This window comes from Kosakonia radicincitans DSM 16656, assembly GCF_000280495.2.
Lineage (GTDB): Bacteria > Pseudomonadota > Gammaproteobacteria > Enterobacterales > Enterobacteriaceae > Kosakonia > Kosakonia radicincitans.
Window position 1 is genome coordinate 3,916,602 of the sequence record NZ_CP018016.1, and the last position, 15,417, is coordinate 3,932,018.

The window sequence follows — 15,417 nt, forward strand, 5'->3', positions numbered from 1 at the left end:
TATCAGAAGGCGTTAACTACCACCCACATCGGTCCCTGGCCTACCGCATAGCGCGCTTTCTCGGTCAGCAACCCCTGCTCGCCGGTGATTTCATACAGCGAGATGTGATGCGATTTCTGCCCGGCCGCGATCAGATACTTACCGCTTTTATCGATGTTGAAACCGCGCGGTTGTGTTTCCGTCGGCTGGAAACCTTCCAGCGACAGCACGCTGCCATCTTCCGAGACACTGAAAACCGTCAGCAGGCTGGCGGTACGATCGCAGGTATAGAGATGGCGACCATCCGGCGTGATATGAATATCTGCTGCCCAGCGGGTATCGGTAAAATCTGGCGGCATGATATCCAGCGTCTGTACGCACTCGATTTTGCCGTGCACATCGCTCAACTGCCAGACATCAACGGAGCTGTTCAGCTCATTCACGCAATAGCCGAAACGCGCGTTCGGATGAAACACCATATGGCGCGGACCTGCGCCTTCCACGGTGGTCACTTCTGCCGGGTTTTGCGCCGTCAGATTGCCGTCATCCGCCAGCGTGAACAGGCAGATGCGATCCTGCTTCAGCGCCGGAACCCACAGCGTACGGTTGTCCGGAGAGATGTTCGCCGAGTGGCACCCTTCCAGCCCTTCCACCACATCCACGATCTCCGTCGGAATTCCGTCTTCCAGGCGCGTCACGCTGACGCTGCCTGCATTGTAAGAGGCGCTGAACAGGAAGCGGCCGCTGTGATCGGTGGAAATATGCGTCGGGCTGCCCGGCAACGGCGCTTCCGCCGTAAACGTCAGCGCACCGTCGTCAGGGGCGATACGGTAAGCGATAACGCGAAATTCAGGGCGAACGCCCACGTAGAGGTAACGTTTATCCGGGCTGACCACCATCGGCTGAACCTGACCCGGCACATCAACGACCTGAACCAGCGTCAGGGTGCCTTCAGAATTCAAACGCCAGACATGGATTTGCTGACTTTCCGGACTGGCGGTATAAACGGTTTGTTTCATGAACACTCCTTTCCTCTAATTCTTATTTGCGTTAAGTAACCAGGATAGCCTTTTTTCTGGCTTGATGCTGATTTTCTGCGCCAGATTTTGCGCATCCGGCGACGCGGTGTACCATGCCCGGACGCAAAAATTTCAACATCGACCACGGAATACGTTATGACTTCGCGAGTTATTGCTCTGGATTTAGACGGTACGCTACTGACACCGAAAAAAACGCTTCTGCCCTCATCTATTGAAGCGTTGACCCGCGCAAAAGCGGCAGGACATCAACTCCTCATCGTCACCGGTCGGCATCATGTTGCCATCCACCCTTTTTATCAGGCACTGGCGCTGGATACACCTGCAATTTGTTGTAATGGCACTTATTTGTATGATTATCATGCAAAAAAAGTACTCTCTGCCGATCCACTGCCGGTGCCGCAAGCGCAACAACTGATTACTCAGCTTAACGAGCATAACATTCATGGTCTGATGTATGTCGATAACGCCATGCTGTACGAGAAACCCACCGGCCATGTGCTGCGCACCAACAACTGGGCGCAATCACTGCCGCCAGAGCAACGCCCGGTTTTCCAGCAGGTAGCATCGCTGAACACTGCGGCGCAGGAAGTGGAAGCCATCTGGAAGTTCGCGCTCACCGATGAAGATACGCAAAAGCTGAAGGATTTCGCCCACCATATCGAGCAGACGCTGGGGCTGGAATGTGAATGGTCGTGGCACGATCAGGTCGATATCGCCCGCGCCGGAAACAGCAAAGGTAAACGCCTGGCTGAATGGGTGGCATCACAAGGTTTGTCGATGCAGAACGTAGTGGCGTTTGGCGATAATTATAACGATATCAGCATGCTGGAAGCGGCAGGCGTGGGTGTGGCGATGGGAAATGCCGACGATGCAGTCAAAGCGCACGCCGATGTGGTGATTGGCGACAATACCGTCGACAGCATTGCCAGCTTTATCTACAAAGAGCTGCTGTGATCGACCCGTTACCGTCCGGGCTGTTGAAAATGTGCTTCGGCCTGACAGCTCAGCGCATTGTCTTGCAAGCGATCAGGGAAGTTTCGTCCCGGGATGAATGGCGACAGTGAACCCCTGATTGCGCCAGTGCGTCAGTTGCTGCAACTGACTGCGCGTCAGCGGTTTTCCTGTCCAGACGAAAAGCTGCTGGCCGGGGAAGAACTCCGGGTGTGGGGAATCGAGCGGCTCGGCAAGCACATGAATGCGCCAGCCCTGCTGAGAAAGCCGCCAGGCTTCCAGCCACAAACGGGTACGATCGTGATTGTCCCAGGCCACCAGCAGCGCCTCTTTCGCCGCCTGCGAACGTGCCTGCGCGATAGCCGCGGCGGCATATTCAATCAGCACGCCATCCAGCAAACTGAGCATAACGCGCGCGGTATTGGGATCGAGGCTCATGCGCTGCCTGACCGGCATGATAATATCCTCAATAAACTGCTCTGCGGAGTATTGCTGCGCCAGCGTGGTCAGCATCGCCTGCAAACGGGCAGGATTGACCTGCCGTAGCGTGGACATCATCTCTTCCTGAACCGATGTCCATCCGGCCTGGCCTGCCAGCTTGTTCTCATCGAGCAACGCTTTCACTTTACTGACGGACACACCGCTCTCGATCCAGCGTTTGATCTCTTCAATACGCTGAATGTCGGACTCATCAAATTGACGGTGCCCGCCTTCGCTGCGCTGTGGCCTTAACAAACCATAACGACGTTGCCATGCACGCAGTGTGACCGGGTTAATGCCGCATCGCTCGGCAACCTCGCCAATGCTGTAAAATGCCATGGACTTCCTCTACTGGTAACGCCGGTTTACTCGGTTGCAAGACTAATTAACTCTGCCAGCTTGTACAAATACTTTTGTACAACTTTATGATGGTAGATCTTCTCTTTTCTCAGGCCAGGCCACTGCCGGGATCCCCGACAGCGAAGGCGGCGCGAACAAATAGCCCTGGAAATGGGTAATGCCCGCTGACTCCAGCCACATCCACTCTTCTGCAGTTTCGATGCCAACGGCGGTAACGGCAATTTCAAGCGCGGTACAACAGCGGATAATCGCCTGAACAATGGCCTGCCGTGAGCCGCTTTTGTGTACGTCCTGAATCAACGCGCGGTTGATTTTGATCCGGTCCGGCTGAAACTGCGCCAGCAGCAGCAATCCGGCAAACCCGGCGCCAAAGTGCTCAATCGCCACGCGGATGCCCGCGCCTTTTAATAGCTTCACCGCCTGAGTAAATTCGTCCAGGTGCGAAAGAATTTCACTTTCTGTAAATTCAACGACAATCTGCTCCGGCACCAGTCCGTTGGCGCGAATTTCCTGCAGGAAAAACTCCACCGCATTGGGGACCTTTACCAGCGTCATTGGCAGGAGATTCACCGAGAGAGTTTGCGCGCCCAGGCGCAAGGCGGCCGCCAGCGCAAACGCCACTTTCTTACTGCGTAAATCTGCCGCATAGATATCTTCTCCCGCAAGGCCATCAAACCAGGCCTGCGGCGAGCCGCCTTCCGGCGTTCGCAGCAGCGCTTCCAGCGACACGATTTGCCGGGCAAACGGATCGACTACCGGCTGGAATGCAAAACGGCATTCAGCAAGGCTGTCGAGCGCCATTGCCGGCAGCGCAACCGCCTGTTCATCCGCAATGAATTCCCACATATCGCCCGGCGGGATCTCAAAGTAATTCTCTTTTTCACTGTCCTCGACAAAGGTCTGGAAAAATTGCAGCGCGCGATCGCCGTAGATCAGTTGATAACGCGATGTACCTCTGTCGAATACCGCCTGCAACACCGCTTCCCGGCGATGATCGCGTAAATCAAACAGCTCCATTCCGGTCTTACCGAACCGACGCGCAGGAGCATAATCACGCAGTAACTCAACCAGATTGTAATGACGGTTGTCTGCACAAATATCCTGATAGATGGCGGCGACGCCCTCTTCAGGCCCCTCCAGTAACTGGAAAAAATGAGTGCCGTTAAACAACAAAATCCCCGTAACGCCTGCCTGACCATTCTTGATATTCGCGGCGACGACCATCTCTTTAAGCACTTCATAAGAGACATGTTCATGCAAATGGCTACGGTAAATGATGGTGGTGAGCATAAAGGCTCCGGGGCGAAATGAAAGAACAGCAACCTTAGCAGATGCTTTCAGGGGCGTCTTGCATTGATTTTCCTTGGTTTATCGCCGGATGGGATAATGGATCAATATCAGACTTATCCGAGGACAGGTTGTACAACGTCTGTTTTTTCCTGAATTTTCAGAAATTTATTAACGCAATAAAACAACGAATTAGTGAGTGTTTCTATAGGACGCTAATAATTTTGTACAATTTTAATATACATTTTTGCCATGTTTGTATAACTTTAATTGTACTTATTTAACTGACAATTTCCTGAGGAGTGACAAATGCAACAGAACGGTTATCTTCCGAACACAGCAGCTGCCGTTACCCGTTATTTCAACAAAGCGACGCTACCGACCCAACAAGTGACACTCGGGAAAATTGCGGTAGAAATCCTCAGTGAAGGGCGTAATCTCAATCGTAAAGCCATTTGTACCAAACTGCTCAGCCGCCTCGAACAGGCATCCAGCCCGGAGGAGGAGAGCCACTATCATGCGTTGATTGGTATGCTGTTTGACCGCTAAGGCTCTGCTTAAACAGCAAAAATTATCTGGTATTTGAGTCAATTCTCGCGGGTCACGTAGCATTCTGCGAATGTTTCCACGGGAGAATGGGCTTCAGGCCGTCTTTGCAGATCCGCAATGGGCGGCAACCCGAGATGCAGTTATGAACAGTAGTGAAATTGAGCAACTAACCGATGAACTTATTGGCGTGGCGGTTCTGTCACTCCTTAAGGACAATTCGCCCATTAGCACTCAGGCACTGATTAACCGGCTGAGATCAATGGAGCGAAACGAAACCGATATTGAGCGGCGTAGCATGCTGGGGCGTATTATTGCCGAAATCATCAGCAATAACATTTCCTCGTTACGCCCCGCCACGGGTAGTGAAGCATTCTGGGACAAGGAAAACAGAAGTAACGTTTTCCCTCTGTTTGGCGAAAAATCGCCAGGCAACAACAAAAAACACTGAGGCCGCTCAGTCATGTTCAATCACAACAGGATCCACCCGATGAGCCAGGCTATGCAAGACCCATCATATGGTTACGAAAATCTGCCCGATGCTTCTCTTGCTGAATACTTCCGCAGCGGCGGCAATTTGTTATCAGAGGAATCGGCAATACTCGGTGCCGCCATTCGTCGTATTTCTGCCGCAGAGCAAAGGATCACGCACAAGGCGCTGATTCTTGAATTGATTAAGATGATCGAAACAACAAAAGACGTGGTCACAAGCGATGTTATCCGCAATACGCTGGAGATCGTTGTCCACCACACCACGGATGATCTCTGAGGCTCATCACCGCCAGCCACTTTCGCCACGACGGGGAGCTCTGCTCCCCTTCTTTATGTTACGCACTCAGGCGGTTATCGACACGCTCTTGATTTGCGCATACAGCCACTGACCCGCTTTCACGCCCAGTTCATCTCTCGCCCAGGGGCTGATGCGCGCCCACAACGTGCGGCTACCCACCTCCAGTTGAACTTCTACCTGCCCATCAACATCGAAACACTGCGCCACCTTGGCACGCAAAATATTACGGATACTGGTATTCATCGGCGGTTGCAGCACTAGAGAAACATCCGTCGCCTGCACGCGAATGCGTAGCGTACTTTGCAGCGGGCGATCAATTTTGTTCACCCAGATATGCTGATCGCCAAGCGCCAGTGCGGTCATGGCGTAGTGCGGATGGTGTTCCAGCACTATCACTTTTAGCACGCTGCTTTGCTGCTCGGGCGGCAACCACGGGTTCATCACGCGGCTCCCCCAGACATCCTCCAGTCTGCCGAACGCTTTCACTTCCCCCGCTTCCAGTACCATCACGTTATCGGCGAGATGCAGGATCTCATCCAGCGAGTGGCTGACATACAGCATCGGAATGTTGATCTCCTGCGCCAGCCGCTGCAAATAGGGTAACAACTCCCGTTTACGCGGAATATCCAGCGATGCCAGCGGCTCATCCAGCAACATCAGTTCCGGCGCGGTTAATAACGCGCGGCCAATGGCGACGCGCTGTTTTTCGCCGCCGGAAAGCGTACCCGGAAGCCGCTCCAGCAAAGGCTCAATGCCCAGCAGCGCCACCAGCTTGTCGAATTGCCCGGCCATGGATTTCGCCATGCCGTAACGCAGGTTACCGAGCACTTTATAGTGCGGGAACAGGCGCGCATCCTGAAAAACGTAGCCAACACGACGTTTTTCCGGCGGCAGGCAAATTTTGCGCGAGGTATCGAGCAGCACGCGATTGTTCAGGATGATGAGCCCCTCTTGCGGGTGCGTCAGGCCGCCGATCGCGTTAATCAGCGAGGTTTTCCCGGCGCCGGAAACACCAAAAATCGCCGTAATTCCGCTGGCAGGCAGCGATTCGGCGACACGCAGTTGATGTGTTCCCAGCGTCTGGGTGAAATCGAGCTCCAGCATAGGTTATCTCCCTGTCCGTTCACGGCTGATGCGCGCCAGCCATTCCGATACCAGCAACGAGATCAGCGCCAGCACAATCGAGATCACACACAGCCGCGCCGCCGCGCTTTCGCCGCCCGGCATCTGGATCAGGGTGTACATCGCCGAGGGAATGGTGCGCGTCTCCCCCGGAATATTGGAGACGAAGGTGATGGTCGCGCCAAACTCGCCGAGCGAGCGGGCGAAGGCCAGCACCGTACCGACAATAATTCCCGGCAACGTCAGCGGCAGCGTGATGGTGGCAAAGACGCGCCAGCGCCCTGCGCCAAGCGTACGTGCTGCCTGTTCGAGCTTTCTGTCCACACCTTCCAGCGCCAGACGGATCGCGCGCACCATCAATGGAAAAGACATTACTGCGGCGGCTAACACCGCGCCGCGCCAGCTAAACGCAAAGGTGATACCAAACCAGTCATACAACCACTGACCGATAAAACCGCGTCTGCCCATCGCCACCAGCAACAAATAACCGACCACCACTGGCGGTAAAACCAGTGGCAGATGCAGTACGCTATCAAGGAGGGCTTTGCCCGGAAATGTGCAACGCACCAGCAGCCAGGCGAAGAAGATCCCAAAGGGCAAACTGAATAATACCGCGAGGGATGAGACTTTCAGGCTCAGCAGTACCGCCTGCCATTCGGGATCCGTCAATATCATTAGTGCGTCGTAAATCCGTAACGTTTGAAAATTTCAGAAGCCTGCGGGCCTTTCAGGTAATCATAAAACGCCGTTACCGTCGCGTTTTTATGCCCGTCGATAATAGCCAGCGGGTATTCCACTTTTTGGTGTGAATCTTCCGGGAAGGTCCCCACCACTTTCACACCTTTGCTGACAACCGCATCAGAACCGTAAACGATGCCCAGCGGCGCTTCTCCACGTTCTACCAGCGCCAGCGCGCCACGTACATCTTCTGCCGGAGCGAGCTTCGATGACAGAGAGTCCCATGCTCCCAGTTTTTGCAGCGCTTCCTTCGCGTAAATCCCTGCCGGAACGTGGTCCGGGTCGCCAACGGCAAGGCGACCGCCTTTCAGCAGGCTGGCCCAGTTCGTTTTGGCATTAACGCTAATATCGCCCTGAGTGCTGCTTTTCGGTGCCACAACCACCAGGCTGTTGCCCAGCAGGGTTTCACGCGTCGCCGTATCAATGGCTTTTTTCTCGACGGCGTAATCCATCCATTTCTGATCGGCAGAAATAAACAGATCGGCTGGCGCGCCAGCTTCAATCTGCCGCGCCAGCGTTGACGAAGAGGCGAATGAAGAAACTACCTCAACGTTTTTCTCTTTTTTATACGCCGCCGCAATATCCTGCAGCGCATTGGTCAGCGACGCTGCTGCAAAAACGGTAATTTTGCTCTCTTCCGCCAGCGCATGCCCGGCAACAGAAAGCGATAAAGTCGCCCCAGCAAAAAGGCGTAACCATGTACCTGCCATTTGTAGCTCCTCTGAGTATCGTTATATACATTGAAACATAACGATGTTATCAGAGTTTTCATGACGGCAGGTAATACCCATAAAGAATGAGTAACTTCAGTAAATATATCGGCAGGATGTCACAAAATCTTGAACAGTAAAACGCCCACCGAAGTGGGCGTTTTCGAAAGGATCAGCGCTGCTGGCTGGAACGGTCGCGACGACCAACAGCGGAAAAGACGTTAAACACTTCACCCAGGCCATAAATCAGCCCCAGGATGATAGCCATCACCACAGGAACCATGATCACGGCAAAAACCAGGCTTTTCAACAACTCTAACATGATCGACTCCGGATATTGTGAAGCAGGCATTTTAGCCTGATTCCACAGAAAAACACTCGCCTTTTGTGCGATTGCATGAGCCGCTTTGCTATCAATATCAGGGCTCAGGCTAGGCGTAATACCGCTTTTCCTTCACAATACTCTTTTTGCCAGGACATTGCGTAATGCAGGCTGAAATTCTCTTAACCCTCAAACTCCAGGAACGCCTTTTTGCCGATCCGCGCCGTATTTCTTTGCTGAAACAGATTGAACAAACGGGTTCGATTAGCCAGGGCGCAAAGAACGCAGGCATCAGTTACAAAAGCGCCTGGGATGCCATCAATGAAATGAACCAACTGAGCGAACATACGCTGGTTGATCGTGCGACAGGCGGTAAAGGCGGCGGCGGCGCAGCAGTGACCCGTTACGGGCAGCGCCTGATTCAGCTTTACGATCTGCTGGCACAGATTCAGCAGAAGGCGTTTGACGTGCTAAGCGACGACGATGCGCTGCCGCTGAATAGCCTGCTGGCAGCTATTTCCCGCTTTTCCTTGCAAACCAGCGCCCGCAACCAGTGGTTTGGCACCGTAACCGCCCGCGATCATCAGCAGGTGCAGCAGCATATTGAAGTGCTGCTGGCCGACGGTGAAACGCGCCTGAAAGTCGCTATCACCGCACAAAGCGGCGAACGGCTTGGTCTTGATGAAGGAAAAGAGGTGCTGGTATTGCTGAAAGCGCCGTGGGTCAATATCACACAGGATGCGCAGCGCGCAGCGCTTGCCGACAACCAGCTTAAAGGGTTTATCAGCCATATTGAGCGTGGCGAACAGCAAAGCGAAGTGCTGATGACATTGCCAGACGGACAGCAGCTCTGCGCCACAGTGCCGACGCATGACGTGGATAATTTGCAGGAACAGCGCGAAGTGACGGCATATTTTAATGCCGATCGCGTCATTCTCGCCACGTTATGCTAATCGCATTGACAAGTGAGTGCATTGCACGTATCCCTGAACTTCATTGCTGCAAAAAACGGGATATATCATGTCATCATTGCAAATTTCGCAAGGTACGTTTCGTCTTAGCGATACACGCACGTTGCACCTTGAGCAGTTGATCCTGCGGGCAGGCGAAAGCTGGGCCTTCGTTGGCGCGAACGGCAGCGGGAAATCCGCGCTGGCCCGTGCGCTTTCCGGCGAACTGACGCTGCTGAATGGTGAGCGTCAGTGTCAGTTTACCCGCCTGACGCGCCTCTCTTTTGAGCAGTTACAAAAACTGGTCAGCGATGAGTGGCAGCGCAACAACACCGATATGCTCAGCCCGGGCGAAGAAGATACCGGGCGCACCACGGCCGACATCATTCAGGATGAGGTCAAAAACCCACAGCGCTGTGAACAGTTGGCGGCGCTGTTCGGCATCACGCATCTGCTGACACGCCGCTTTAAATACCTTTCGACCGGCGAAACGCGCAAAACGCTGCTGTGCCAGGCGCTGATGTCCGAGCCGGAACTGCTGGTTCTGGATGAACCGTTCGACGGGCTGGATGTGAACTCCCGCCAGCAACTGGCGGAACTGCTGGCGCGGCTGAATAGTGAAGGTTACACCGTAGTGCTGGTGCTTAACCGCTTCGATGAAATCCCGGATTTTGTACAGCATGCTGGCGTACTGGTGGATTGCACCCTGACGGAAACCGGTGAAAAATCCGCCCTGCTACAACAAGCGCTGATTGCGCAACTGGCCCACAGTGAAAAGTTGGCCGGGATTGCCCTGCCGGAACCCGATGCGCCCCCGGCCCGAGAAACATTACGCGCGGGCGAGCCGCTGATAGTGCTGAATGATGGCGTCGTTTCTTATAATGACAGGCCGATCATCAACCAGCTTTCCTGGAAGGTAAATCCCGGCGAACACTGGCAGATCGTCGGCCCGAACGGCGCGGGGAAATCGACGCTGTTGAGCCTGATCACCGGCGATCACCCGCAGGGTTACAGCAACGATCTGACGCTGTTTGGCCGCCGTCGCGGCAGCGGTGAAACTATCTGGGATATCAAAAAACACATTGGTTACGTCAGCAGCAGTCTGCATCTTGATTACCGCGTCAGCACCAATGTGCGCAACGTGATCCTCTCCGGCTACTTTGATTCAATTGGCATCTATCAGACGGTATCAGACAAGCAGCACAAACTGGCGCAGCGCTGGCTGGATATTTTAGGTTTTGACGCCCGCACCGCCGATGCGCCCTTCCACAGCCTTTCATGGGGACAACAGCGGCTGGCGCTGATTGTCCGCGCGCTGGTGAAACATCCGACATTACTGATCCTCGACGAGCCGCTGCAAGGGCTGGATCCGCTAAACCGCCAGCTAATCCGCCGCTTTGTTGACGTATTAATCAGTGAAGGGCAAACCCAATTGCTGTTTGTTTCGCACCATGCCGACGATGCGCCAGCCTGCATTACTCACCGGCTGACCTTCGTGCCGGAAGGCGACAGCTATCGCTACCAACTCGAAACGCACGCTTCCTGATCAGCATCACTCTGGCGAACATCTGGAATATAGTCTTTTATCCTGTGCGCCGATTGCCTGAATGCCATCAATGACTTATAACCTCCTCGGGACGTTGTCCGGCTTTGCCGGCAGCGTCTGCGTTGCTGTAACGCAATGCAGTCATTTTAAGACTATTCATATTCGCCGGATAAGCGCCGCTAAAGCAGGGTTTTTCCGGCGGTTACGCGACAAACCGGACGACAGAAAATTCAGTGTAAACGATTCCACTAATTTATCCCATGTCACAGTTTTCACCTCTCTGTTATGCTAAGGTTTGTTCATATCAAATGCTTTATGGAGTGAAATATGCGAGTTCTGGTTACTGGTGGTAGCGGTTACATAGGAAGCCACACCTGCGTGCAACTGCTGCAAAACGGCCATGACGTCATCATTCTGGATAACCTCTGTAACAGTAAGCGCAGCGTGCTCAATGAAATCGAGCGCTTCGGCGGAAAATCCGCACTGTTCGTTGAAGGCGATGTTCGCGATGAAGCGCTGCTGGCCGAAATCCTGCACGATCATGCCATTGAAGCGGTCATTCACTTTGCCGGGCTGAAGGCCGTTGGCGAATCCGTGGCGAAGCCGCTGGAGTACTACGACAACAACGTCAACGGTACGCTGCGCCTGATCGACGCCATGCGCGCGGCCAACGTCAAAAACCTGATTTTCAGCTCCTCCGCCACGGTCTACGGCGATCAACCGAAAATCCCTTATGTCGAAAGCTTCCCTACCGGAACGCCGCAAAGTCCGTACGGCAAAAGCAAGTTGATGGTGGAACAGATCCTCACCGACCTGCAAAAAGCCCAGCCGGAGTGGAGCATCGCGCTGCTGCGCTACTTCAACCCGGTTGGCGCGCATCCGTCAGGAGATATGGGCGAAGATCCGCAGGGTATCCCGAATAACCTGATGCCTTACATCGCGCAGGTTGCCGTTGGCCGTCGCGATTCTCTGGCGATTTTCGGCAACGATTATCCGACGCCGGATGGCACGGGCGTGCGTGATTACATTCATGTGATGGACCTGGCTGACGGTCACGTTGCGGCTATGCAACAACTGGCCGGCAAACCGGGCGTCCATATTTACAACCTCGGCGCCGGCGTCGGCAGCAGCGTACTGGATGTGGTCAACGCGTTCAGCAAAGCCTGCGGCAAACCGGTGGCATGGCACTTTGCGCCGCGCCGCGAGGGCGATTTACCGGCCTACTGGGCCGACGCGACCAAAGCCGATAAAGAGCTGAACTGGCGCGTAACCCGTACGCTTGACGAAATGGCAGAAGATACCTGGCGCTGGCAGTCACGCCATCCGCAGGGTTATCCGGATTGAAGGAGCAGTAATGACGCAATTTAACCCGGTCGATCACCCGCATCGCCGCTACAACCCGCTGACCGATCAGTGGATCCTGGTTTCTCCGCATCGCGCAAAGCGTCCCTGGCAAGGGGCGCAAGAAACGCCTGCGAAGCAAACATTGCCTGCACACGATCCGGATTGCTTCCTGTGTCCGGGTAATACTCGCGTAACGGGCGATAAAAACCCGGATTACACCAGTACTTACGTGTTCACCAATGATTTTGCGGCGCTGATGACCGACACGCCGCAGGCGCCGGAAAGCAGCGATCCGCTGATGCGCAGCCAGAGCGCGCGCGGGACCAGCCGGGTTATTTGCTTCTCGCCGGATCACAGCAAAACGCTGCCGGAACTGAGCCTGAACGCGCTGGAAGAGGTAATAAAAACCTGGCAACAGCAAACCGCCGAGCTGGGCCAGCACTATCCATGGGTGCAGGTGTTTGAGAACAAAGGCGCGGCAATGGGCTGCTCCAATCCGCATCCGCATGGCCAGGTGTGGGCGAATAGCTTTCTGCCCAACGAAGTGGAACGCGAAGACCGCCTGCAAAAAGCGTACTTTGCTGAACATCACTCACCGATGCTGGTCGATTATGTGCAGCGCGAGCTGAATGACGGCAGCCGTACGGTGGTAGAAACGGACCACTGGCTGGCCGTGGTGCCTTACTGGGCGGCCTGGCCATTCGAAACGCTGCTGTTGCCGAAGGCGCATATCCAGCGCATTACCGACTTAACCGCAGCACAGCGCAGCGATCTGGCGCTGGCGCTGAAAAAATTGACCAGCCGTTACGACAATCTGTTCCAGTGCTCTTTCCCCTACTCGATGGGCTGGCACGGCGCGCCGTTTAACGGTGAAGAGAATGATCACTGGCAGTTACACGCGCATTTCTATCCGCCGCTGCTGCGTTCCGCTACCGTGCGTAAATTTATGGTGGGCTACGAAATGCTGGCGGAAACCCAGCGCGATCTGACGGCAGAACAAGCCGCTGAACGCCTGCGTGCGCTGAGCGATGTCCATTTTCGCGAATCCGGAGAATAACAATGAGTCTGAAAGAGAAAACACAATCCCTGTTTGCTGAGAAATTTGGCTACCCTGCCACCCATACCATTCAGGCTCCGGGCCGCGTGAATCTGATTGGTGAACATACTGACTATAACGACGGTTTTGTACTGCCCTGCGCCATTGATTACCAGACGGTGATTAGCTGCGCGCCGCGCACCGATCGCATCGTGCGGGTGATTGCCGCCGATTATGATAACCAGACGGATGAATTTTCCCTCGACGCCCCGATTGTGACTCACGACAGCCAGCAGTGGTCCAACTATGTGCGTGGCGTAGTGAAACACCTGCAAAAACGCAATGCAGGCTTTGGCGGTGCCGATCTGGTGATCAGCGGCAACGTACCGCAAGGCGCGGGGTTAAGCTCCTCAGCATCGCTGGAAGTGGCGGTCGGCACCGTCTTCCAGCAACTTTACCATCTGCCACTGGATGGCGCGCAGATTGCCCTTAACGGCCAGGAAGCGGAAAACCAGTTCGTCGGCTGTAACTGCGGCATTATGGATCAGTTGATCTCGGCGCTGGGCAAAAAAGGCAGCGCGTTGCTGATCGACTGCCGCTCGCTCGGCACCAAAGCGGTGTCGATGCCGGAAGGCGTGGCAATTGTCATCATTAACAGCAATTTCAAACGCACGCTGGTTGGCAGTGAATACAACACGCGTCGTCAGCAGTGCGAAACCGGCGCGCGTTTCTTCCAGCAGAAAGCGCTGCGTGATGTCAGCATCGATCAGTTCAATGCGGTAGCGCATGAGTTGGATCCGCTGGTCAGCAAACGCGTACGCCATGTGCTGACAGAAAACGCGCGCACGGTCGAAGCGGCCGCCGCGCTGGAGAAAGGCGATCTGCAACGCATGGGCGTGCTGATGGCTGAATCCCACGCGTCAATGCGCGATGATTTTGAAATCACCGTGCCGCAAATCGATACGCTGGTCGAGATTGTGAAAGCCACCATCGGTGATAAAGGCGGCGTGCGCATGACCGGTGGTGGCTTCGGCGGCTGCGTTGTCGCGCTGGTGCCGGAAGCGCTGGTTCCTGCGGTCAAACAGGCCGTGGAAAGCCAGTACGAAGCCAAAACCGGCATCAAAGAAACCTTCTATGTGTGCAAACCTTCACAGGGAGCAGGACAGTGCTAAACGAATCTGCGACGGCGGCTCCGGACGGGCTGCCCTTTCGTCTCATCACTCTGCGCAACAGCGCCGGAATGGTGGTGACACTGATGGACTGGGGCGCGACGCTGCTTTCGGCTCGCGTGCCACTGAAAGATGGCTCCGTGCGTGAAGCGCTGCTCGGCTGCGCGTCACCGGAATACTATCTGCAACAATCCGCGTTTCTCGGCGCTTCGGTGGGCCGTTACGCCAACCGTATCAGCAAGAGCCGTTTTCAGCTTGATGGTCAGACATATGCGCTTACGCCCAGCCAGGGCGAAAATCAGTTGCATGGCGGCCCGGAAGGTTTCGACAAGCGTCGCTGGCGGATTGAGCGTCAGAATGAAAACGAAGTGCTGTTTTCGCTGACTTCGCCGGATGGCGATCAGGGTTTTCCGGGCAACGTAAACGCCACGGCGCATTTTCGCCTCGGCGAAGATAACCGTCTGGCAATTGAATATCGTGCCACGACGGATAGACCCTGCCCGGTCAACCTGACCAACCACGCCTATTTCAACCTCGATGGGTACCAGTCTGATGTGCGTAGCCACTCCCTGCAACTGCTGGCAGATGAATATCTGCCTGTGGATGAGATGGGGCTGCCGACCGGTGGGTTGAAAAAAGTCGCGCTGACCAGTTTTGATTTCCGTACGCCCAAAACCGTAGCGGAAGAGTTTCTCAGCGATGACGATCAGCGTGCGGTAAAAGGCTACGATCATGCGTTTTTGTTGCAGGCGAAGGGCGATGCCAGCCTGCCTGCGGCACAGCTGTGGTCGGCGGATAATCAACTGCAAATGACGGTTTATACCAGCGCTCCTGCGCTCCAGTTCTATTCCGGCAATTATCTCGACGGTACGCCAGCGCGCGGGGGGAAAACCTACGCTGCATGGCAAGGCCTGGCGCTGGAGAGCGAATTTTTGCCCGACAGCCCGAATCGCCCGGACTATCCGCAGCCGGACTGTGTTTTACGCCCCGGCAGCGAATATGTCAGCCTGACGGAATATCACTTTATTGCGCTTTAATCTCAGCCCT

The 15,417-nt window shown here is 54.9% G+C and carries 17 protein-coding genes; 10 read left to right on the forward strand and 7 right to left on the reverse strand.

Features of this window, described 5'->3' with window-relative positions; all coding sequences use genetic code 11:
- Positions 1–2: 2 nt before the first annotated feature.
- Positions 3–998, reverse strand: a complete 996-nt coding sequence (pgl, locus tag Y71_RS18865; RefSeq protein ID WP_007373949.1) for a 6-phosphogluconolactonase — start codon at positions 996–998, stop codon at positions 3–5.
- Between the two features lie 156 nt (positions 999–1,154).
- On the opposite strand from pgl, the gene Y71_RS18870 reads away from it, so the two are divergent.
- A complete protein-coding gene (locus Y71_RS18870; RefSeq protein ID WP_007373948.1) occupies positions 1,155–1,973 on the forward strand; it encodes a pyridoxal phosphatase in 819 nt (272 codons plus the stop codon).
- Positions 1,974–2,045: 72 nt separating this feature from the next.
- Here Y71_RS18870 and Y71_RS18875 read toward each other — a convergent pair whose 3' ends face one another.
- Both Y71_RS18875 and Y71_RS18880 read right to left on the reverse strand, forming a co-directional pair.
- Positions 2,046–2,789, reverse strand: a complete 744-nt coding sequence (locus Y71_RS18875) for a MerR family transcriptional regulator (RefSeq protein ID WP_007373946.1) — start codon at positions 2,787–2,789, stop codon at positions 2,046–2,048.
- An 84-nt stretch (positions 2,790–2,873) separates the two neighbouring features.
- A complete protein-coding gene (locus Y71_RS18880; protein ID WP_007373945.1) occupies positions 2,874–4,100 on the reverse strand; it encodes a diguanylate phosphodiesterase in 1,227 nt (408 codons plus the stop codon).
- A gap of 306 nt (positions 4,101–4,406) precedes the next feature.
- Between Y71_RS18880 and ycgZ the strand changes: the two genes are divergently transcribed.
- The 3 genes from ycgZ to Y71_RS18895 all read left to right on the forward strand — a co-directional run bounded on the left by ycgZ (position 4,407) and on the right by Y71_RS18895 (position 5,412).
- The gene (ycgZ, locus tag Y71_RS18885; protein ID WP_007373944.1) at positions 4,407–4,646 is read left to right on the forward strand and encodes a regulatory protein YcgZ; all 240 of its coding nucleotides are present in this window, start codon (positions 4,407–4,409) and stop codon (positions 4,644–4,646) included.
- A 142-nt stretch (positions 4,647–4,788) separates the two neighbouring features.
- Positions 4,789–5,094 carry a hypothetical protein gene (locus Y71_RS18890; RefSeq protein WP_007373943.1) on the forward strand — a complete coding sequence of 102 codons (306 nt, stop codon included), beginning with the start codon at positions 4,789–4,791 and terminating at the stop codon, positions 5,092–5,094.
- Positions 5,095–5,133: 39 nt separating this feature from the next.
- Positions 5,134–5,412: a biofilm development regulator YmgB/AriR family protein gene (locus Y71_RS18895; protein ID WP_007373942.1), complete on the forward strand. Its 279-nt coding sequence runs from the start codon at positions 5,134–5,136 to the stop codon at positions 5,410–5,412.
- A 66-nt stretch (positions 5,413–5,478) separates the two neighbouring features.
- Here Y71_RS18895 and modC read toward each other — a convergent pair whose 3' ends face one another.
- The 4 genes from modC to Y71_RS18915 all read right to left on the reverse strand — a co-directional run bounded on the left by modC (position 5,479) and on the right by Y71_RS18915 (position 8,325).
- On the reverse strand, positions 5,479–6,537 hold the full coding sequence (modC, locus tag Y71_RS18900) for a molybdenum ABC transporter ATP-binding protein ModC (RefSeq protein WP_007373941.1): 1,059 nt from the start codon (positions 6,535–6,537) through the stop codon (positions 5,479–5,481).
- Between the two features lie 3 nt (positions 6,538–6,540).
- Positions 6,541–7,230: a molybdate ABC transporter permease subunit gene (modB, locus tag Y71_RS18905; RefSeq protein WP_007373940.1), complete on the reverse strand. Its 690-nt coding sequence runs from the start codon at positions 7,228–7,230 to the stop codon at positions 6,541–6,543.
- Positions 7,230–8,003 (reverse strand): molybdate ABC transporter substrate-binding protein, encoded by a 774-nt coding sequence (gene modA / locus Y71_RS18910; protein WP_007373939.1) that lies wholly within the window; start codon positions 8,001–8,003, stop codon positions 7,230–7,232. The genes modB and modA overlap by 1 nt, the downstream gene beginning before the upstream one ends.
- A 172-nt stretch (positions 8,004–8,175) precedes the next feature.
- Positions 8,176–8,325, reverse strand: coding sequence for an AcrZ family multidrug efflux pump-associated protein (locus Y71_RS18915; RefSeq protein WP_035885954.1), 150 nt, complete (start codon positions 8,323–8,325; stop codon positions 8,176–8,178).
- A gap of 164 nt (positions 8,326–8,489) precedes the next feature.
- On the opposite strand from Y71_RS18915, the gene modE reads away from it, so the two are divergent.
- The 6 genes from modE to galM all read left to right on the forward strand — a co-directional run bounded on the left by modE (position 8,490) and on the right by galM (position 15,407).
- Positions 8,490–9,278: a molybdenum-dependent transcriptional regulator gene (modE, locus tag Y71_RS18920; protein ID WP_007373937.1), complete on the forward strand. Its 789-nt coding sequence runs from the start codon at positions 8,490–8,492 to the stop codon at positions 9,276–9,278.
- A 67-nt stretch (positions 9,279–9,345) separates the two neighbouring features.
- Complete coding sequence (gene modF / locus Y71_RS18925) at positions 9,346–10,821, forward strand: molybdate ABC transporter ATP-binding protein ModF (protein WP_007373936.1); 1,476 nt, start codon at positions 9,346–9,348, stop codon at positions 10,819–10,821.
- 327 nt (positions 10,822–11,148) lie between these two features.
- Complete coding sequence (gene galE / locus Y71_RS18930) at positions 11,149–12,165, forward strand: UDP-glucose 4-epimerase GalE (protein ID WP_035885958.1); 1,017 nt, start codon at positions 11,149–11,151, stop codon at positions 12,163–12,165.
- A 10-nt stretch (positions 12,166–12,175) separates the two neighbouring features.
- Complete coding sequence (galT, locus tag Y71_RS18935) at positions 12,176–13,222, forward strand: galactose-1-phosphate uridylyltransferase (RefSeq protein ID WP_007373933.1); 1,047 nt, start codon at positions 12,176–12,178, stop codon at positions 13,220–13,222.
- A gap of 2 nt (positions 13,223–13,224) precedes the next feature.
- Positions 13,225–14,373 (forward strand): galactokinase, encoded by a 1,149-nt coding sequence (gene galK / locus Y71_RS18940; protein WP_007373932.1) that lies wholly within the window; start codon positions 13,225–13,227, stop codon positions 14,371–14,373.
- A complete protein-coding gene (gene galM, locus Y71_RS18945; RefSeq protein ID WP_007373931.1) occupies positions 14,367–15,407 on the forward strand; it encodes a galactose-1-epimerase in 1,041 nt (346 codons plus the stop codon). The genes galK and galM overlap by 7 nt, the downstream gene beginning before the upstream one ends.
- Positions 15,408–15,417 lie beyond the last annotated feature (10 nt).